We start from the raw sequence: 20233 nt of genomic DNA, 5'->3' as shown, positions 1-20233 counted from the left end.
GGCGGCGTTCGCGGTGGCGTGACCCTCCCCTTTCCCTTTCATCGATAACAAGACCCGCGCGCCGCGTGATGCGGCGCGCAAACCGATCGCACTTCGACAGGCGCACGACAAGGAGAATCCGCAATGAAGAAGAAACTGATCTGCCTGCTGGTGGCCGGCGCGTTGCCGGGCATCGCGCTGGCCGACTCGACATCAGCCGAGATCAAGGCGCTGCAGGCGCAGGTCGCCGCGCTGCAGAAACAGATGAAGGCCATGCAGGCGCAGCTCACCGCGAAGCCGGGCGGCGCCGCTGTCGCGCAGGCCGGTGCGAAGGCCGGCGCGGCGCCGATTGCGGTGGCCGTCGATCCGGGCTCGCCGGATTACGGCAAGGCGCAAGCCACGCTGACCAACGACGAGGTCGGCGAAATGAAGCAGCAGATCGCGAACCAGCAGCTGAAGGTCGACTCGCTGACGGACGCGGCCAACACGGGCCCGCTCGCCGGCCTGTCGGTGACGGGCTACATCGATCCGACCTACATCTACAACCGCGCGGCCGGCACGTCGTCGTTCCTGTTCGCGAACCACGAGAGCGCGTACAACTACTTCAACAGCACGTTCGGCGATCTCTACCTCGACATCAAGAAGACGTTCGGCGTCGGCCCGATGGCGCCGTCGGCGGAAATCACATTGATGCCGAACCGCGGCAACGGCATCACGCTGCTGCAGAACTCGCGCGGCAACATCGGCAACAACATCCTGAACACGGCGGTCGTCAACGTGCCGATCACGGCCGAGACGACGCTCGTGGCCGGCTTGATCCCGAGCTTCGGCGGCTACGAGGTGCAGCAGTCGAACCAGATGCTCACGCTCACGCACAACCTGCTGTACGACTTCTCGGATCCGGGCAGCTACATCGGTGCCGGTGCGAACTACACGAAGGGCAACTGGGCGTGGAAGTTCTTCGTCGGCAACGAGCAGTACCGCACCTACGGCTCGGTCACGCAGACCGGCACCAATGCGCTCGGCGATCCGATCAGCACCAGCAACAAGGTGCCGACCTTCACCGCGCGCGCGGACTACACGTGGTCGAGCGCGCTCGACATCGGCGGCTCGTTCAACATCGGCCGCCAGACGCTCGCGAGCGCGATCGATTCGAACGGCGTCGTGCACTACGGCCCGGGCGCCAACGCACCGAGCGCATACGGCTCGTTCTTCTTCGGCGAGCTCGACGCGACCTACACGCTTGCTGATATTCAGTACAACGCCGAAGTCGACTACGGCCGGCAGGATCATGCGGCGTTCAACGGCGGGCTCGCGCAGTGGTACGGGCTGTCACTGCTCGCACACCGCAAGTTCAACGCGCCGGTGGTCGGCCGCATGGGCGTGACGCTGCGCTACGATGCGCTCGTCAACACCAAGAACGGCGGCGGCGGCGGCGGCATTTCGCTGAACGGTAACGGGATGGATCCGAACAACGGCTTCGGCGTCGATTCGGACTGCCTCGCGACGTCGAAGGCCGGCGGTGGCCTCGGCTTCGAGTGCAAGGGCGCGATCCGTCAGGACGTTGCGCTCGACCTGCTGTTCTATCCGACCCAGCAGATCACCGTGAAGGTCGAATACCGGCACGACTGGGCGAACAACAAGGTGTTCCTGCGCAACGACGGTTCGTACGGCAAGTCCAACGACCTGCTCGCGACGCAGTTCATCTATTCGTTCTGACGCAGCACACGCGGGACGCCGTGCCGCGCGCACGGCGTCCCGCGCCATTTTCAAGGGCAGTTGCCGGCAGGTCGCGTGCCACGGCAGCCTTTTCGAGGGAGTCGGTTTCATGACGCAGTCTTTCACCCGCCGCGCCGATGCGCTCGCGCGCGACTCGTACTACGAAGCGACGGCCACGCGGCCCGTGGTCGACGATCCCGTACTCGACGATACGATCGACGTCGACGTCTGCGTGATCGGTGCCGGCTTCGCGGGCCTGTCGACCGCGCTCGACTGCCGCGCGCGCGGGCTGTCCGTCGCGGTGATCGATGCGCACCGGCCCGGCTGGGGCGCGTCGGGCCGCAACGGCGGGCAGGCGATCACCGGCTTCGCGAAGGACGAGGAGATCGAGCGGCAGCTCGGCGCCGACGGCGCGCGCGCCGCGTGGTCGCTGTCGCTCGACGGCGTCGCGCTGATCGCCGAGCGGATCGCGCACTACGGGATCGACTGCGACTTCACGCGCGGCTACCTGACGGTCGCGACGAAACCGCGCCGCATCGACGACCTGCGCGCATGGATGGACGCCGCGACGTCGCGCTGGGGCCATCCGTCGCTTGCGTGGCTCGACACCGGCGAGATCCGCGCGCGCATCGCATCGACACGTTACCTTGCCGGTGTGCACGATCCGCTGTCGGGCCACCTGCATCCGCTCAAGTACTGCCTCGGCCTCGCCGATGCCGCGCGCCGCGAAGGCGTCGCGCTGTATGCGCACACGCCCGCGCTCGATGTCGTGCGCGGCGCGCGGCCCGTTGTGCGCACGCCGTCGGGCGAGGTGCGCTGCCGCTTCGTCGTGTCGTGCTGCAACGCGGGCCCAGGCGGCGTGCTGCCCGCCGCGACCGCCGCCCGCATCGCGCCGATCGCGTCGTACATCATCGCGACCGAGCCGCTCGGCCAGGCGCGCGCCGATGCGCTGATCGCCCAGCGCGAAGCCGTGTGCGACAACAACTTCTTCCTCGACTACTTCCGGCTGTCGGCCGACCACCGGATGCTGTTCGGCGGCCGCGCGAATTCGGCCGGCGCGTCGCCCGCCACGCTCGCCGAAACGATCCGGCAGCGCATGGTCGGCGTGTTCCCGCAGCTCGGCGACGTGCGCGTCGACCACGCATGGGGCGGCTTCGTCGACGTCACGCGCAACCGCGCACCCGACTTCGGCACGCTCGATCCGAACTTCTTCTACGTCCAGGGCTTCAGCGGGCACGGCGTCGCGCTCACCGGCATCGCCGGACGTGCCATCGCCGGCGCGATCGCGGGCGACACGCGCGCGTTCGACCTGTTCGCTCGCGTGCGTCACCGGCGCTTCCCCGGCGGCGACGCATGGCGGCAACCCGCGCTCGAACTCGGGATGCTGTACCACCGCGTGCGCGAGTTGTTCTGAGCCCTCTTTCTCCGTTCTCCTGATCATGCAGACATTCGCCAACCAGCCGCACGTCGCGTCCTACTACGCGGCGACCGTCAACGATACGACCCGCCATGCGCCGCTCGCCGGCACGATTGACGCCGACGTGTGCGTGATCGGCGCGGGCCTCACGGGCCTGTCCGCCGCGCTCAACCTCGCCGAGCGCGGCCATTCGGTGACCGTGCTCGAAGCGTCGCGGGTCGGATGGGCGGCGAGCGGCCGCAACGGCGGCCAGTTGATCGGCGGCTTCGCGTGCGACATCGACACATTCGGGCAATTCATGCCGGAAGGCGACGTGAAGCGTATCTGGGACATGGGGCTCGAAACGCTGTCGCTCGTGAAGTCGCGGATCGCGCAGCACGACATCGATTGCGCGCTGGTGCCCGGCTACCTGACCGCCGCGAACACCGAGCGCGACGCGGATGCGCTGAAGCGCTGGCGCGACGAAGCCGCGAAGCGCTTCGGCTACGACCGCTTCCACTTCGTCGAAGCCGACGAACTCGGCGACTACGTGCAGTCCGCGCGCTATTGCGGCGGCCTGTACGACCCCGACAGCGGCCACCTCCATCCGCTCAACTACACGCTCGGCCTCGCGCGCGCGGCGACCGGTGCAGGCGTGCGCATTCACGAGGACAGCTGCGTGACGCGCGTACGCGACGTCGCGGGCGGCCACGTCGTCGAGACGAGCGGCGGCAACGTCCGCGCGCGCTTCGTCGTGCTCGCGTGCAATACCTACGTCGGTACGCTCGCGCCCGCGCTGTCGAAGAAGATCATGCCGGTCGGTACCTACGTGATCGCGACCGAGCCGCTCGGCGAAGCGCGCGCCGCCGCGCTGATGCCCGCGCGCGCGGCGATCTGCGACAGCCGCTTCGTGCTCGACTATTTTCGGCCGGCGCCCGACACGCGGCTCGTGTGGGGCGGCAAGGTCAGCTATTCGACGCGCGAGCCGCGCGATCTCGCGGCGGCGATGCGCCAGGACATGCTGAAGACGTTCCCGCAGCTCGCGGATGTGAAGGTCGACTATGCATGGGGCGGCTTCGTCGACATCACGATGAATCGCGCGCCGCACTTCGGCCGCGTTGCGCCGACGATGTACTTCGCGCAGGGCTTTTCCGGGCACGGCGTGAACACGACCGCACTCGCGGGCAAGCTGATCGCCGAGGCGATCGACGGGCAGGCGAGCCGCTTCGACCTGTTCGACAAGATCCGGCATCGCGACTTCCCGGGCGGCGCGGCGCTGCGCACGCCGGCGCTGGTGCTCGCGATGAGCTGGTACCGGCTGCTCGATGCGTTCGGCGTGCATTGAGCGTCACGAGGCAGCGGCGCGATGCGGGCGGCAAACGCACGCGGCGCGCCCATGCAAAACGGCCGCGCGTTCGCGCGGCCGTTCGATCGGATGGCGGGGCTTCGATGCGGCGCCCGCGCCGTTCAGTCGGTGCCGTACTTCGGCGAGTGCGGCCCGTACAGCAGGCCGCTCGGCGGCCCTGCCATCAGCAGCCGTCCGCTCGTAAACGCGGCGACATCGTGGCTCTGGTCCATCAGCGTGTTCGCGATCTGCTTGACCGCTGCCGTCACGAGCATCCCGATCAGGCCGCCACCGCCGCTGTTACCGCCTTCATCGCTGGCCGCGCTGGCGCTGCCCTGCCACAGCACGTCGCCCGTGCGCAGGTCGACGAGCTTCGCCGACGCGGACACGACCGTCGCGCTCGCGAGGATCCGGTACACGGTGCCGTATTTCGAAACCTTCGAATACAGCGCGGCGTCCGCGCCGAAGATCTCGCGCAGCTTCGCGGGCGGCGTCTCCTGGATCTCGGCCGCGTTGGTCAGGCCGTTCTGCTTGAAGGTCTCGTCCATCACCGCGACCGGCACGACGTAATAGCCGGACTCGGCGAGCGGCAGCGTCATCTGAGACAGCATCCCGTAGGTCGCGCCGACGTCGGAGGTCTCGTTGACGGGCGGCAGCACGAGAATCGAGCGCGGCTGGCTCTTCTTGAACGCCGTGTAGTCGGGTCGTTTCACCGGCTGCGCGCACGCGCTCAGCAGCGCGACGATCGACAGCACGGACATCAGCTTGAATGAAAGTGTCTTGAACATGGCGGGCACGTCACTGTTTGGCGGGGTTCGAATCGGCGTCCTTCTGCCCGGCGATCGTCTGGTCGGCACCCTTCTGGCCGGCAGCCTTCTGATCCGCGGGTTTCGCCGCGCCGGTCTTCTTCTTCAGCAGGAAATCCATGTAGGTCGACGATTCCGGGAACAACTGCTTCTCGGCCTGCAGCTCCTGCTCGGCCTGCTGCTCGTTGCCGACGCTCGCGTACAGCATCCCGAGATGCGCATGGAAGCCCGGCGGCGGCGTATGGCCCTTCCCGCGGATGTCCTGCAACGCCTTTTCGAGCGCGTCGATCTGCTCCTGCGGCGACTTCTGCCCCTTGAAGTATTCGTACACCTGCGGCTGATAGCCCGTCCACTGATAGAGCGGCGGCGGCGAGCTCGCGCAGCCGGCGAGCAGCAATGCGGCGGCCGTCGCCGGCAGCCAGATACCCCGTTTCATGGTCTTTTCTCTTTTGATGTCGTGGTGAATCGGTCGAGCGCGACGCCGGCCCCGGCGCCCGCTGCGGCACGTGCTTCGATACTCGCTGCGGTACTTACTGCGGTACCTTCAGCGCCCCGGCGTCAACCTGCTCGGCCAGATGGTTCACCGCTTCCTGGATCGCGAGGTCCAGCACCTTGCCGTTCAGCGTCGAGTCGTATCCCGCCGTGCCGCCGAAGCCGATCACCTCGCGATTCGACAGGCTGAATTCGCCGGCGCCCTGGCTCGATGCCACGACTTCCGACGTCGTCGTGTCGACGATGTTCAGGTTGACCTTCGCGTATGCGACCTGCGTCTTGCCGCGGCCAAGGATGCCGAACAGCTGGTGATCGCCGACGTCCTTGCGACCGAACTCGGTCACGTCGCCCGTCACCACGTAGTTCGCGCCCTTCACGGCCTGGGCCTTCTTCATGAAGCCGGCTTCCTGCTTGATCTCGTCGAGGTTCTCGCGATCGAGCACGTTGAAGCGCCGGCTCTGCTGCAGGCGCGTGACGAGGATCGTCTTCGCCTGTCCGCCGAGGCGGTCGATGCCGTCCGAGAAGATGCCGCGCATGTAGCTCGAGCGGTTGTCGAACTTGCCGACCGCGATCGCGACAGGCTTGCCCGCATACGGCTTCTGCGCGCTGCTCACGGCAGGCACATCGAGCGTGCGCGACGATTCGGTCGCACAGCCGGACAGCGCTGCGACGACCGCAGCCGCCACGAGAACGGTGCGTCGTATCTGAATGTTCACTGCTGGTCTCCTTGCGTGGAAAGATTGCCCGGAACGGGCGCGCCGGCTCGCGGACGAGCCGGCGGTAGAAACGGCCACGGTGCGAACGGACACGCGTGCATCGGCGTGATCCACGCGCGCGCGAACTCATCGCCGGGCCGGCGATAGCTAGATGTGAAGAATAGGAATGCGCAACAGGCGTGTTGCGGCAACAAGCGGATGGGCGGCGCAATGCGCGGCAGGCGCGCGCGTGCCGGTTACACCGTGATTCTGGTTACTGCGCTGTTGATCGCGCATGATCGGCCCCGTATATGATTTTTCGCGATCATACCAAGCCTGTTTATCGAGACGGGGACTCTTGAAAAAAATTGACGAATTCCGTGGGGTGCCAGCACATCGGCGACGATCGCCCGAATCGAGACCTGCCAAACTCGGCCGCCGCGTCCCCTGCCTGCCGCTCATTGGCGGGGCGGTACCGCGAGCGGATGATCGGCGATTGGCGCACGCGGGCGGATAGCGAATAAGACACCGATTCAACATCTCGGTGTCTGGAAAGCAATCGGCGCTGAACATCGAATGCGTCCGATTGCCATGCCTCGGGCACGTCGACGCGGCGCCCCTTCCGCTAGTCGGCCAGCTTCTGCCGCATCGTCACGAACTCCTCGGCCGCCGTCGGATGGATGCCGATCGTGTCGTCGAACTGCGCCTTCGTCGCGCCCGCGCGAATCGCGATCGCGATGCCCTGGATGATCTCGCCCGCATCGCGGCCGACCATGTGCGCGCCGATCACGCGCTGGCTGTCGCGTGCGACGACGAGCTTCATCATCGTGCGCTCGTCGCGGCCCGACAGCGTATGGCGCAGTGCCTTGAACGACGTGCGGTAGATGTCGACGTCGCCGTGCGTGCGACGCGCATCCGCTTCGGTGAGGCCGACCGTCGCGACCTCGGGCTGGCTGAACACGGCCGACGGCACCCATGCGTGATCGGCCGCGACGCGCGACCCGCCGAACAGCGTCCGCGCGAGCAGCCCGCCGTCGCGCGTCGCCACCGGCGTGAGCTGCGGCCGCGACGTGACGTCGCCGATCGCATGGATCGACGCGACCGACGTCGCCGAATACGCATCGACGGCGATCGCGCCGCGTGCGTCGAGCATGACGCCCGCCTGCTCGAGCCCGAGCCCGTCGACGTTCGGCACGCGGCCGGTCGCATAGAGCACCGCGTCGTACGGCCCGTGCCGCGCGTCGCCGACGCGCACGCTCAGCGTGCCGTCGTCCGCGCGGGAAATCGACTCGACCACCGCGCGCGAATGGATCGTGACGCCCTGCTTCGTCATTTCGTCGGTCAGGAACTGACGCACGTCGTCATCGAAGCCGCGCAGGATCTTCTCGCCGCGATAGAACAGGTCGACGTGGCTGCCGAAGCCGTTGAAAATGCCCGCGAACTCGACCGCGATATAACCGCCGCCCACCACCGCGATGCGCCTGGGCAGCGTCGCGAGCGACAGCGCCTCGCGCGACGTGATCGCATGCTCGATGCCGGGCCGCGGCGGCAGCGACGGACGCGAGCCGGTCGCGATCGCGATGTGGCGCGCACGAATCGTGCGCTCGCCGATGGCGACCGTGTGCGCATCGACGAGCGTCGCGCGCCCCGCGTGCATGTCGACGCCCGATTGCCGCAGCAGGCTGATGTAGATGTCGCTCAGCCGATTGATCTCGCGATCCTTCGCGGCGATCAGCGCGGACCAGTCGAGCTTGCCGGCGCCGAAGGTCCAGCCGAAGCCCTTCGCGTCCTCGACTTCGTGCGGGTAGTGCGATGCGTAGACGAGCAGCTTCTTCGGAATGCAGCCGCGCAGCACGCAGGTGCCGCCGATCTGCTCCTGTTCCGCTATGCCGACGCGCGCGCCGTATGACGCCGACATCCGCGCGAGCCTCACGCCGCCCGAGCCGGCCCCGATGACGAACAGGTCGTAGTCGAAATCCATCGCATTGCCTCATCGCAGTTCGGATGACGGCACGATAGCAAGATTCCGGAATTCTTGCGGGCCGCGGCTAGAGCCCAATAAAAAACGGCGAGAGACGTTGCCTCTCGCCGGTCAACCCAGCTGCCGGGTGTGTCATGCGTCACCGATCGACCGCATGCCCGACCTGCCGGCCGCGCGGCACCGGTCCGCCCGGGCGCGCGAAGTGCGCACCCGCGGCAGGACCAGCCGCCATGCTCATGCCTGCGACGTGTCGCTGCCGTCCGTCGCCTGCGTATCGTCTGCCTGCTGCTCGGGCTGGTCTTCCTTCTTCTTCTCGAGCAGGCCTTCGACTGCCTCGGCGCCCTTGAAGCCGGCGACGGCCGCTGCCGCCTTGGTCAGCAGACCCGCATCCGGATCCAGCTTTTCCGCGCCTTCGACAGCCGCCACCGCGCCAGCGATTTCACCTACCGTGTTCAGGATACCCATCGTCATCCCCTTTCAAGAAAATCGTGAGCGCATCGTCCCACGAAAAAAACCGGCGCACCGCGATTGTCATCACCGGATACACAAGTTACGCACCAGGCCGGCCGCGCTCGCCGAGCGCCTGCCGGAACCGCGCACGCGCGTGCACGACGGCACGCAACGGGCGATGCACGCAGCGTAGCGGAAAGCCTTCGCGCGTACTGTAAAAGTATGTTCTGGATTGCCGACGGATAGCTTACGGCGCGGGCATTGCGTGATGGAGCGATCGCTGAATAGTCGTGCGCTGATATGAAGCCCGCGTGACGAAAAAAAAGAGGCCCCTTTCGGAGCCTCTTCGATGCGTGCCGGACAGATGCCGGCGCACGCGTTCCGACGTTCGTCAGAAGATATTGCGCAGGCCGATCGCGATGCCGGTCTGGTTGCTGCGACCCGGCAGCTCGACGTTCGCCGCGCCGTTCGTCTTGTTGAAGTCGACGGTGCCGTAGACTTCGGTGCGCTTGCTCAGCGCGTACTCGGCGATGCCGACGACCGCATAGCGGTTGCCGCTAGCGAGCGTGCCGTTCGCGGTCATCGCATTGCGCATGTGGTCGTAGTAGAACGCGCCCGTCAGCGTCAGCGGCGTGCTGACCTGCCAGCTCACGCCCGCGAACGGACCGTCGTCGATCCGGCCAGTGCCCTTCGCGACCGGAATCGTCTGCTGTGCGAGCAGGCTGTCGACGAAGCCCGTGTCGTCCTTCGAGCGCAGGTAGCCGGCGTAGACCTTCGCCTTGCTGAACGCGTACACGACGTTCGCGTGGTAGATCGTCTGCTTGCGCGCCGAGTTGTCGCTGTTCTGCTGTGCGCCGGCCGCGATGCTGAGCGGGCCCATCACGTACGACAGCGACACACCCCATGCGTTGCCCTTGCCGAGCGAACCCGGAATCTGGCCCGAGAAGCCGCCGGCGCCGGTCGATTCGTAGTTGGTGCCGGTCGAGTACATCGCCTTCGCGGTCAGGCCCGCGAACTTGCCCGTGTACTTGATCTGGTTGTCCGCATACAGGCCGCCGCCGAGTGCGACCGGCAGCCATGCGTTCTCGAGGTAGTTGCCGACCGTCAGCGGATCGTAGGTATCCGACAGCAGGTCGAACAGCGGCGTCTTCTGGCGGCCGAGGGTCACCGTGCCGTACGGGCTCTGCAGGCCGACGTATGCCGCACGGTTGAACAGGCGGCCGCTGTCGGCGAATGCGCCGTTCTGCAGGTTCACGCCGCTTTCGAGGTTGAACACGGCCTTCAGGCCGCTGCCGAGGTCTTCCGTGCCGTAGATGCCGAAGCGGCTGTTGGTGATCGCGCCGTTGGTCATCGACAGCAGGCCGTCGTTCTTGGCGTTCGCGTTGGTCAGGTAACGGACGCTGACGTCGGCGACGCCCCAGAGCGTGACCGAGCTTTGTGCCGCCGCGTACTGGCTGGCGAATGCGAGCGCGGCGCCCCCTGCGATGGCTGCGAGTCGGGTGGTCTGCTTCATGAGCTTTCCTTTTTGTAGGTGTCTCCGTTCATTGCCGGCCGCGTGCGCAGCCGGGTGGCGATCGCGCACGTTCATGGCGCGCGCGATGTGGCCTGAATCATATGACGAGTGCATTCGCTGAAAGAAATTGAAACGCGCCGTCATGGCACGACTGTCGCCCGGGAACAACGTTTCCCGCGCCGGGCTTGCGTCACGCGGTGGCGGGACGGGTCGCGACGGCATCGGCATTTGCGTGCCGCGCTGTAAGGATCGGCGATGGTGCGGCGCGGTGAAAGCAGTATCGCGGCAGGCCGGTCGGCGCGATCGACGCAACCGGAAGATGCCGCGCATACCGACAGCGGGCGCGGGTGGTGCGCCCGGCCCGCATCGGGGTGCACCGCCGCACAATGGATCGATGAATCGGTGAACACGGAACGCGGCACCAACGGCTGCCGCGTGAAGCATGCGATCAGGCCGCTTCCGTTTGCGCCACCTCGCCGTCGCCATCGCCGCCATCGCCGCCGTTTCCCGCGCGACGCCATGCACGCCGCACGATCTCCGCGAATGCGCCGACGAGCAGCAGCACCGCGCCCCACAGCGCGATGTCCGGCACGAGCCGCGTCACGAGGCCGCCGGCCACCGCGCCGGCCAGGAAGCAGAAGCTGATCGTCGCGAGCAGCGCCGAGTCGTGCAGCGCGCCCGCGTCGTAGCGCGGGATCAAACCGACGAACAGCTTCTGCGCGGCGCGCCGCAAGTTGCCGGTCGTCATCACCGACGTGTACGACAGTTCCTCGAGATGGGTAAACGACAGCGTCTGCAGCGTCGCGACGAACGAGATGCCCGGAATCAACCAGGCGCTCGACGCGCCGACGAGGCCGCTCGCGGCAACGCAGAGAAACGCGATCTCGACGATCAGGCTCGCGAACGCCGTGTGCCGCATCCAGCCGCGCTGCGCGGCGAGGCCGAGCAGGTGCGCGACGAACACCGCGATCACGAAGCCGACGAGCGGCGGCACGTGATGCAGCGCGGCGGCCCATTCGCCGGCCGACAGGTTGATGCCGAGCAGCGCGACGTTGCCGGTCATCGTGTTCGCGAACACGTGGCCGTGGCCGACGTACGTGTACGCGTCGAGGTAACCGCCGGACAGCGTCAGCAACGCGGCGACAGTGAGATTGCGGCTGGCGCCGTCGAGATCCATCGATCCTCCCGTGGTGCGCGCCGCCCGGCCGCGCGCGGCGGGCGGTGCGAAATTCAGTCCCGCCGGCCGGCGCGGGACGCCGTCGGCGCTGCGCGGCCGGGCCTCGCCGCGTGCCGCGCGCCAATATAATGCTCGCCGTCGGGGTGCGGATTGCCGCCGCGTATCGCCCGGCGGGAACGTGTCGCCCGGGCGGGTTTCGCCGCCGACGGACCGGCCGAGTATACCGGGCCGGTTGAGGCCCGCCTGGACCCGATCGCCGCCCCGCGCCTCTTCATCGAGCCTTCGAATGACACTCGCGAAGTTCTTCCTGCGCTTTACCGTCATCCCGTTCGCCGCGATCGTGCTGGTGGCCGTCTGGGCGTTCAACCGCGAATCGGGCGAGATCGATGCGCGCCAGTATGCGGCGCTGGTGGCGGCCTATCCGTCGTTCACGCCGAAGCTGAAGCACGAGGTGGCCGACGCGTTGCGCGGCGGCAGGCTCGCGAAGGCCGATTACGGCACGATCATGCGCGATGCGCTCGAGGCGGGATACGTGGTCGACTGGCCGGCTACGACGGACGACGTGTACAGCGAGCGCGGCCGGCTGCTCGGGATGGTGAACAGCGACCTGCCGGCGCCGCAGTAGCCCGCCATAACCTGCGATCGCAACCGGCAACGGCCGGCGGCACGGCGGCTCACTGCCCGATGCCCGTGAGCCCGATCAGCGCGCCGCCCGCGAGCAGCCACAGCGGATGGATGCGCGTGCGCCATGCGAGCACCGCGCATGCGGCCGTGATGCCCCACTGGATCGCCGTACGGTTCGACGCCTCGGAGATCAGCACCGCGCTCGCCGCGACGAGCCCGGCCGTGACGGGCATCATCCCCTGCTGCACGTAACGACGCCACGGCCGGTCGCGAAAGCGCTCCCACGCATGCAGTACGAGCACGGTGACGATCGACGACGGCCCGAACTTCGCGAGCGACGCGACGAGCAGCCCGGCCCAGCCGGCCACGTGCCAGCCGACCAGCGACACGATCATCATGTTCGGCCCGGGTGCCGCCTGCGCCAGTGCGAACAGCGCGGTGAACTCGTGCGCGCTCATCCAGTGATGCACGTCGACCACCTGCCGCTGCATCTCCGGCAGGATCGTGTTGCCGCCGCCGAACGCCAGCAGCGACAGCTGGCTGAAAATCGTCGCGATCGCGACCAGCGTGTCGTTCATCACTGGCCTCCGTGCTGCGCGTCGCGCGCGGCCGCCGGCGCCGGCCGACGCGTGCCCGTATCGCGGCGCCGCGACGCGAGCCACACGCTGACGGGCGTCAGCACCAGCATCGTGGTCAGCAGCGGCATGCGCAGCAGCGCGATCGCGACGAACGCGAGCGCCGCGATGCCGGCCGCCGCGCGCGCATGCCGCAGCGGCTTCGCGACCTTCACGGCCATCGCGACGAGCAGCCCGGCGGCCGCGGCGGCGAGCCCCGCGAACAGGTGCTGCACGTGCGGATCGTTCTGCGTCTTCGCGTACAGCACGCCGAGCGCGACGACGACGAGCGTCGGGCCCGCGATCAGCCCGAGAATGCCGGCGAACGCGCCGGCGACGCCGCGAAAGCGCATGCCGACGGCGACCGACAGGTTGATCACGTTGCCGCCCGGCAGGAACTGGCACAGGCCGAGCAGATCGGTGAATTCGTCGGCGGAGAGCCACTTGCGCTCGTCGACGATCGTGCGGCGCGCGAACGGCAGCGCACCGCCGAACGACATGAGGCCGAGCGACAGGAAGCCGATGAACAGCTCGGCGAGGCCGACGCTGCGGGGTGACGCGGCAGGCGGCGGGGAAACGGATTGCATGGGGCTCCTCATCAAACGGTCAGCCGAGGTTACCGCCGTTCAGGATTCCGGCAAAACGATTTTATCGGCGCGTCCTTGTGATCTAGAATCACAAGCATGGCACGCGATCTCCCGCCCTTTTCCGCGCTTCGGGCCTTTGAAGCCGCGGCACGACATGAAAGCTTCAGCGCCGCCGGCGACGAGCTGCATGTGACCCACGGTGCCATCAGCCGGCAGATCGCCGGGTTCGAGGCCTGGCTCGGCAAGCCGGTGTTCCACCGCTACGGCAAGCGCGTGAAGCTCACCGACGAAGGCCGCCGTTACCTGGACACCGTGCGCGCGGCGTTCGACAGCATCGCGCACGCGACCGAGCAGTTGCGCAACACCGGCGCGGCGCGCGTGCTGCGCATCAACGCGCTACCGACCTTCGCGATGAAATGGCTGCTGCCGCGCCTGTCGCGGTTCCAGCGCGACGTGCCGAACGTCGAGCTGAAGCTGTCGACATCGAACGCGCCGCTCGACGCGCTCGACGGCTTCGATGTCGCGATCCGCCGCGGCCCCGGCCACTGGCCGAACTGCACGAGCGGCCACTTCCTCGACGAAAGCGTGATTCCGGTCTGCAGCCCCGCGCTGCTCAAGCGCACGCCGATCGCACGCGCGGACGACCTCGCGCGGCACGTGCTGCTGCATTCGGACACACGGCCGGAAGGCTGGCGCGACTGGTTCGCGGCGGCCGGCGTGACGATGAAGGGGCGCAAACGCCAGTCGTTCGACCACTTCTACCTGGCGTTGCAGGCGGCCGTCGACGGGCTCGGCGTCGCGCTCGGCCCGTTGCCGCTGATCGACGACGAACTCGCGAGCGGCCGGCTCGTGATGCCGCTCGACGGGCCGCGCATCGCGACCCGCAGCTACTGGTGGATCGCGCCGCGCGCGCCGGCCGACGATCCGCTCGTCGCGCAGTTCTGCGCGTGGCTGCAGGCGCAGTCCAACACCGGCGCGTGAGTGCGCGCACGCGGGCGGCGTTGCGCCGCCCGTTGTTCGTTCAGACCACCGGGCCCGGTTCCTTTTCCTTGCGCAGGATCGCGTACAGGATGATCGCGCCGAACGTCGCGGTGCCGATGCCGCCGAGCCCGAAGCCGCCGATCTTCAGCGAGAAGTCGCCGGCGCCGAGCACGAGTGTGACGGCCGCGACGATCAGGTTGCGGTTGTCGGAGAAGTCGACCTTGTTGACGACCCAGATCCGCGCGCCCGTCACCGCGATCAGCCCGAACACGACGATCGACACGCCACCGAGCACCGGGCCCGGGATCGTCTGGATCACCGCGCCGAACTTCGGCGAGAAGCCGAGCACGATCGCGATCAGCGCGGCGACCGCGAACACGAGCGTCGAATAGATCCGCGTGACGGCCATCACGCCGATGTTCTCCGCGTAGGTCGTGACGCCCGTGCCGCCGACGCTGCCCGACACGATCGTCGCCAGGCCGTCGCCGATGAATGCGCGGCCGACGTAGCGGTCGAGGTTGTGCCCCGTCATCGCGCTGACGGCCTTGATGTGGCCGAGGTTCTCGGCCACCAGGATCACCGCGATCGGTGCGAGCATCAGCATCGCGTGCGGGTCGAACACCGGCGCGCGGAAGGCCGGCACGCCGAACCACGCGGCATGCCCGACGATCGCGAAGTCGATCGGCTTGCCGAGGCCCATCCCGTTGGTCGCGATCGCGTAGATCGCATACGCGATCATCAGCCCGACGAGGATCAGGAGGCGCTGCATCATCCCGCGCGCGAACACCGCGACCAAGCCGACGCAGAGCACCGTGACGAGCGCCATCACCGAGTCGAAGGTCGACGCCGACACACCCTTCACCGCGATCGGCGCAAGGTTCAGCCCGATCACCGCGACCACCGCGCCGGTGACGACGGGCGGCATCAGCGCCTCGATCCAGCGCGTGCCGATCGCCTGCACCAACGCGCCGAGCGCGACGTACACGACGCCGCACGCGACGATCCCGCCGAGCGCGACCGGGATGTTAGGGTTCGGGCCGCTGCCGCCGTAGCCCGTCACCGCGATCACGAGGCCGATGAACGCGAAGCTCGAGCCGAGGTAGCTCGGCACGCGGCCGCCGACCAGCGCGAAGAACAGCAGCGTGCCGATGCCCGACATGAAGATGCACAGGTTCGGGTCGAAGCCCATCAGCAGCGGCGCGAGCACGGTCGAGCCGAACATCGCGACGACGTGCTGCACGCCCATCGCGACCATCTGCGGCCACGGCAGGCGCTCGTCGGGGCCGACCACGCGCGACGCCGCGCCGGTCGATTGCACCCGCCAGCGCGGGAAGTAAGAATCGGACATGGGGAAAGAGCTCCTGTCGGTCGCCGGCTGCGGAGGGTGCGCCGGTCTGGAATCTGGCGCGAGTTTACGGAGCGGGAATGGGGCTGGCAAGCGGGCCGGCATGCGGGGCCGGCAAGCGCGGTGCGCGACGTGCCGCGTGCGCGAACCGGGGCACGGCCGCGCGGCCCGGAGAAGCGGCCGTCCGCGCAGGGCGCGCGGGCGGCGGCGCGCGTCCGCGGCGACGTAAGCGTGCGCTCACATCGCCGCGGACGCGCCGTGCATCAAGGGTTGATGTACTGGAACAGCGACAGGTTCTGCAGCTGCGAGTAGGCCTTCTGCGAGCCGGTCAGCGCGTTCTGCATCTGCAGGAACTGGCTGATCGTCGACACCATGTTGGTGCTCGTCAGGTCGGCCAGGTTGCTGGTGACCTGCAGCGTGTTGGTCTGGTTCACCGTCTGCATCGCCTTGACTTCCTGCTCGCGGCCGCCGACCGACGCCTGCACGGTGAGCACGTTCGTCATCATGTTGTTCAGCTTCGTCGTGCCGGTGGTCATCGCGTTCTGGAGCGCGGCGGCGGCCGTCGTGTTGCTGCTGACCGGCACCTTCAGCGCGGCAATCATCGTGTCGAGCGCCGCGAACACGTCGGTGCCGGCCTTCGGCGCGGGCGTGACCGTGAACGAGTCGCCGGGCGCGGGCGAACCCGACACCGGCACCGACAGGCCATTGCCGAGCGCGATCCCGGCGCCGGCCGAATACGGCTGCGCGGCAGTCGTGGTCGGCGGCACGACGGAGTTGTCGGTGACCGTATAGGTCGGCGCGGCCGCCGTGCCGCCGAACGTGATCTTGAACTGGTCCGCATTGGTCGCGGCCGACGGGCTCGTGATCGATACCGCACCGATCGTGCCCGTCCCCGTGTTGGTCGCGGCGGCGACCGGCACCGGCTGGCTGCCGAGCATCGGCACCGACAGGAACACGTTCGCGCCGCTGTCGCCCTGCGAGATCGCGCGCGTGTCGGCGATCTGCACCTGCCGCGTACCCGCGTCGCCGCTGTAGGTCACGCCGCCGCCCGGCGCGTTCGAGAACGGCGCCGTGGTCGACTGGAAGCCCGAGAACAGGTAGTTGCCCGAGCCGTCGGTCGAGTTCGCGAGCGTCAGCAGCTGGTCGCGATAGCCCTGCAGCTGGGTCGACAGTGCCGAGCGATCGCTGTCGGACAGCGAGCCGGCGCCGGCCTGGATCACGACCGTATGAATGCTGTTCAGCAGGTTGTTGACGCTGATCAGCGTCTGGTCTTCCTTCTGCAGCGACGACAGCGCGGTGTTCTGGTTCGACGCGTACTGCGACAGCGTCGCCGACGTCATCGACAGCTGCACGGCCTGCGCGGCGCCGAGCGGGTTGTCGCCCGGCGTCGCCAGGCTCACGCCGCTCGAGATCTGCTGGTACAGCTGCGCGAGCTGCGCCTGCTGGTCGCTCATCTGAGCGACGTTCATCTGGTAGAACTGGGTGGTGGAAATCCGCATCGCTTCGATCCCCGAAATCAGTTGAACAGGCCGAGCACGGTCTGGAACAGCGTCGACGCGGTCTGGATTACCTTCGCGTTCGCCTGGTAGAGCTGCTGGTACTGCATCAGGTTGGCCGCTTCCTCGTTCTGGTTCACACCCGACGCCGACTGCTGCGCTTGCGTGATCTGGCCGACCAGCGCGGTCTGCGCGGCGCTCGACGACTTCAGCTGGCTCGTCGTGTTGCCGATGCTGTTCACGTAGCTCGCGTACGCGCCGGTCAGCGTGGTCGAGCCGTTGCCGAAACTCTTCGAGTTGACGAGCTTCGACAGCGCGAGCGCGTTGCTGCCGTCGTTCGTGCCGCCCGTGTTCGGCGCGACCTTAAAGGTATCGCCGACCGCCGGCGTGCCCGACACCGTCACCGTGACGCCGGCCGTCAGCGTGATCGGCGTGCCAGCCTGGTACGACTGCGGCCCGCTCGTGGTCGCCGTCGTGTTGTCGGTGACCGTGTAGGTCGGAACGGCGGCCGTGCCGCCCATCGTGATCGTGTAGTTGTGCGGGTTGGCCGCGGCCGCCGCGCTCGTGACCGACAACGCGCCGATCGTGCCGGTGCCCGTGTTCGTCGTGGTGGCCGACGGCACGTACGGCGCCGCCGCCGCGATCGCGGAACCGTTCGACGTCGCGAGGCCGAAGCCGTTCAGCGCGCCGCGCGTCGGCTGCACGGTGAACTTGTCGCCGGGTTGCATCGTGCCGGACGTGATCGAAAAGTTCAGGCCGCTCGCCCCGCCGAGCGAAACCGGCATCGGCCCGGGCTTCTGATCGACCACCGTGCCGCTCGCACGGTCGGTCAGCGTGTAGTTCGTGCCGTCGTACGACAGCGTGTAGTCGCCCGTGGTCGGCTGCGATGCGTTCGCGAACGACACGGACAGCGTCGCAGTGCCGGTGTTCCCCTGGTTCGCGTAGGTGACCGGCGCGCCGGTCGTGAACAGGTTGCCGCCGGGCTTGCCCGACAGGTCGATGCCGAGCGCGTTCTGCGCGTTGACCTGCGCGGCGAAGCTGGTCGCGATCGCGCCGAGCTGGGCTTCGGCCGGATCGAGCGTCTGGCTGCGGAACGCGAGCAGGCCGCCGAGCGTGCCGCCCGACAGCGACGCATCGGACAGGAACTGGTTCGGCCCCTGCGGGTTCGCGCCGGCGATCCCCTGCGACACGACGGTCAGCTCGCTCGGATCGGACGGCGACGTGACGGTCGCGAGTTGGTAGCTCTTGTTCGCGACGACGAGCGGCGTGCCGCCCGCGAGAAACACGCTGTAGCCGTCGCTGTTGCGCACGACCTGCACGCCCGCGAGGTTCGACAGGTTCGACACCGCGAGGTCGCGCTGGTCCATCAGCTGGTTCGGCGGCTGGCCCTGGCTGCTCGCGGACGCGATCTGCTGGTTCAGCTGCGCGATCTGCGCGGTGTACGTGTTGATCTGCGTCACGGTGCTCGTGAGCTGCGTGTTCACGCTCTGGCGCAGCGCGTCGTACTGCTGGCCGGCCGCCGTGATCTGGTTCGCGAGCGTCTGCGCGTTGCTCATCGCGGTCTGCCGCACCGATGAGTCGGACGCGCTGTTCGCGACGTTCTGCAGCCCGGTGAAGTAGCTCGTGATCGCGGTCGAGATCCCGGCCGTCGGGCTGCCGACGTAGTTGTTCAGCTGCGTGACGAGCGAATACCACGTCGACAGCGCGCCGCCCTGCGTCTGCGCGCCGTTCAGCTGGTCGCTCAGGTACTGGCTGTACTGCCGCTGCACGGTGACGGTGCTGACGCCTTGCGGCATGTAGCCGCTGCTCGTGTACTGGCCGCTCGCCTCGGCATAGACGGGTCGTTCGACCGAATAGCCTGGCGTCGCGGCGTTGCTGATGTTCTGGCCGGTCGTCGTGAGGCCCCAGAGCGCGGCATTCAGGCCGCTGACACCGAGGTTCATGAGTGAGTTGGACATGCGCGATCCTGATGAGCCGGCCGCGCTGCGGCCGCCGGGTTGCGTGACTCCCGGTATATCGGCCGCGGATTGAAAAAATTGAGGAAAAAATGCACGCGCGACGCGCACTCGCGCGTCGCCGGTCAAGGCGCCCGGCAACCGGTGCCGGCGGAGGGGCGCGGGGCGGCCCGCGCGGGGCCGGTTCCCGCGTGAGCGTCAGGCCCGCGCGAGCGAGCGGCGCTTCATCTCGAGCTGCGTGATCAGGCGCTGCAGCGTGTTCTCCGCGCTGCCCGGCAGCGACATGTAGCGAAAGCCCAGCTGGTAGCGCCGCGACCCGTTCGGCATCTGCGTCGAACGCTGCGACACGAGCTGCAGGTCGAGCGACAGCTTGCCGTGGCCGGTCAGCTCGAGCTCGACGTCGGGCAGCAGCGTGCCGACCTCGAGCGCCTCGACGCGTTCGTCGGCCGTGCGCAGCCCCACGCCGCCGAGCGACAGGTTATGCACCTCGAACAGGAAGCTCTCGCCGTCCGGCAGCTTGCCGCGGCACAGGAACGGATCGACGATCGGCGCGTCGACGCGGAAATATTCGCGGCGCTGGATGCAGACCAGCACGTCGGGGAAATCGGCGACGAACGCGGGCAGCCCCTCGTAGCGCGTCTCGCGCGGCGTGCCCGTGGTGAATTCGACGCGCACGCCCTCCGGCGAGGCCGCGAACGTGCAATGCGACGCGCCGAGGATGCCGGCGTTCTGCTCGGACAGCGCACCCCAGTCGAACGTGAACGTCCGCGCGCCGACGTCGACCTCGAGCAGGCGCGTGACGAGCTGGCCGCCCGGATACTGGACGGTCAGGAAATCGCCGCGATTCACCAGGTTGCGCAGCTGCACGCCGATTTCCAGCGGATTGCGGCGGGCATAGTCGGGCCCGGAGTGGCCTGCATCCAGGCTGGGGTCGGTCGACGTTTCGATATTCATGGCTAGCCGGTCTTTCTTGTCATGGGCGCCCGGACAACCGGTGCGCAGTAAAACCGGGCCAGAACGGGGGCCCGGTCGCAGGTCTCTCACACTTAGCGGCAGTGCTGACCGAAAGTTTAGATCG

18 protein-coding genes are annotated in these 20233 nt (G+C 68.1%); 5 read left to right on the top strand and 13 right to left on the bottom strand.

Annotated features, from left to right (window positions below):
- The first annotated feature begins 123 nt into the window (after positions 1–123).
- The 3 genes from VL15_RS21620 (at position 124) to VL15_RS21610 (ending at position 4439) form a co-directional block, all read left to right on the top strand.
- Entirely contained in the window at positions 124–1698 is a 1575-nt protein-coding gene (locus tag VL15_RS21620) for a DUF3138 family protein (RefSeq protein WP_048248362.1), read from the top strand.
- A gap of 109 nt (positions 1699–1807) precedes the next feature.
- On the top strand, positions 1808–3112 hold the full coding sequence (locus tag VL15_RS21615; protein ID WP_048248361.1) for an NAD(P)/FAD-dependent oxidoreductase: 1305 nt from the start codon (positions 1808–1810) through the stop codon (positions 3110–3112).
- Positions 3113–3137: 25 nt separating this feature from the next.
- Entirely contained in the window at positions 3138–4439 is a 1302-nt protein-coding gene (locus VL15_RS21610) for an NAD(P)/FAD-dependent oxidoreductase (protein WP_048248359.1), read from the top strand.
- A gap of 122 nt (positions 4440–4561) precedes the next feature.
- Here the strand turns inward: VL15_RS21610 and VL15_RS21605 are convergent, their stop codons facing one another.
- The 7 genes from VL15_RS21605 to VL15_RS21575 all read right to left on the bottom strand — a co-directional run bounded on the left by VL15_RS21605 (position 4562) and on the right by VL15_RS21575 (position 11553).
- The gene (locus VL15_RS21605; protein WP_048248357.1) at positions 4562–5227 is read right to left on the bottom strand and encodes a DUF799 domain-containing protein; all 666 of its coding nucleotides are present in this window, start codon (positions 5225–5227) and stop codon (positions 4562–4564) included.
- A gap of 10 nt (positions 5228–5237) precedes the next feature.
- Positions 5238–5681 (bottom strand): DUF4810 domain-containing protein, encoded by a 444-nt coding sequence (locus VL15_RS21600; protein ID WP_048248356.1) that lies wholly within the window; start codon positions 5679–5681, stop codon positions 5238–5240.
- A gap of 94 nt (positions 5682–5775) precedes the next feature.
- Positions 5776–6453, bottom strand: a complete 678-nt coding sequence (locus VL15_RS21595) for a CsgG/HfaB family protein (protein ID WP_048248355.1) — start codon at positions 6451–6453, stop codon at positions 5776–5778.
- A gap of 604 nt (positions 6454–7057) precedes the next feature.
- Positions 7058–8413 (bottom strand): glutathione-disulfide reductase, encoded by a 1356-nt coding sequence (gor, locus tag VL15_RS21590; RefSeq protein WP_048248354.1) that lies wholly within the window; start codon positions 8411–8413, stop codon positions 7058–7060.
- A 234-nt stretch (positions 8414–8647) separates the two neighbouring features.
- On the bottom strand, positions 8648–8878 hold the full coding sequence (locus VL15_RS21585; protein WP_048248366.1) for a hypothetical protein: 231 nt from the start codon (positions 8876–8878) through the stop codon (positions 8648–8650).
- A 376-nt stretch (positions 8879–9254) separates the two neighbouring features.
- The gene (locus tag VL15_RS21580) at positions 9255–10376 is read right to left on the bottom strand and encodes a porin (protein ID WP_048248353.1); all 1122 of its coding nucleotides are present in this window, start codon (positions 10374–10376) and stop codon (positions 9255–9257) included.
- A gap of 448 nt (positions 10377–10824) precedes the next feature.
- Entirely contained in the window at positions 10825–11553 is a 729-nt protein-coding gene (locus VL15_RS21575; protein WP_048248352.1) for a YoaK family protein, read from the bottom strand.
- A gap of 286 nt (positions 11554–11839) precedes the next feature.
- On the opposite strand from VL15_RS21575, the gene VL15_RS21570 reads away from it, so the two are divergent.
- Positions 11840–12178, top strand: coding sequence for a hypothetical protein (locus VL15_RS21570; protein WP_048248350.1), 339 nt, complete (start codon positions 11840–11842; stop codon positions 12176–12178).
- A 49-nt stretch (positions 12179–12227) separates the two neighbouring features.
- Here the strand turns inward: VL15_RS21570 and VL15_RS21565 are convergent, their stop codons facing one another.
- Both VL15_RS21565 and VL15_RS21560 read right to left on the bottom strand, forming a co-directional pair.
- Complete coding sequence (locus VL15_RS21565; protein ID WP_048248349.1) at positions 12228–12755, bottom strand: chromate transporter; 528 nt, start codon at positions 12753–12755, stop codon at positions 12228–12230.
- Entirely contained in the window at positions 12755–13378 is a 624-nt protein-coding gene (locus VL15_RS21560) for a chromate transporter (protein ID WP_048248347.1), read from the bottom strand. The genes VL15_RS21565 and VL15_RS21560 overlap by 1 nt, the downstream gene beginning before the upstream one ends.
- 96 nt (positions 13379–13474) lie before the next feature.
- Here VL15_RS21560 and VL15_RS21555 point away from each other — a divergent pair, with 96 nt between their 5' ends.
- Positions 13475–14359 carry a transcriptional regulator GcvA gene (locus VL15_RS21555; protein ID WP_048248346.1) on the top strand — a complete coding sequence of 295 codons (885 nt, stop codon included), beginning with the start codon at positions 13475–13477 and terminating at the stop codon, positions 14357–14359.
- A gap of 40 nt (positions 14360–14399) precedes the next feature.
- On the opposite strand, the gene VL15_RS21550 is transcribed toward VL15_RS21555, so the two are convergent.
- The 4 genes from VL15_RS21550 to VL15_RS21535 all read right to left on the bottom strand — a co-directional run bounded on the left by VL15_RS21550 (position 14400) and on the right by VL15_RS21535 (position 20109).
- Positions 14400–15707 carry a solute carrier family 23 protein gene (locus VL15_RS21550; RefSeq protein WP_048248344.1) on the bottom strand — a complete coding sequence of 436 codons (1308 nt, stop codon included), beginning with the start codon at positions 15705–15707 and terminating at the stop codon, positions 14400–14402.
- A 260-nt stretch (positions 15708–15967) separates the two neighbouring features.
- The gene (gene flgL, locus VL15_RS21545; protein WP_048248343.1) at positions 15968–17203 is read right to left on the bottom strand and encodes a flagellar hook-associated protein FlgL; all 1236 of its coding nucleotides are present in this window, start codon (positions 17201–17203) and stop codon (positions 15968–15970) included.
- 17 nt (positions 17204–17220) lie between these two features.
- Positions 17221–19158, bottom strand: coding sequence for a flagellar hook-associated protein FlgK (flgK, locus tag VL15_RS21540; protein WP_048248342.1), 1938 nt, complete (start codon positions 19156–19158; stop codon positions 17221–17223).
- A 195-nt stretch (positions 19159–19353) separates the two neighbouring features.
- The gene (locus VL15_RS21535) at positions 19354–20109 is read right to left on the bottom strand and encodes a flagellar brake protein (RefSeq protein ID WP_006477567.1); all 756 of its coding nucleotides are present in this window, start codon (positions 20107–20109) and stop codon (positions 19354–19356) included.
- Between the last annotated feature and the right edge of the window lie 124 nt (positions 20110–20233).

The sequence above is a fragment of the Burkholderia cepacia genome, from assembly GCF_001039005.1.
GTDB classification, from domain to species: Bacteria; Pseudomonadota; Gammaproteobacteria; order Burkholderiales; family Burkholderiaceae; genus Burkholderia; species Burkholderia theae.
This window is presented reverse-complemented; position numbering and strand designations above follow the sequence as displayed.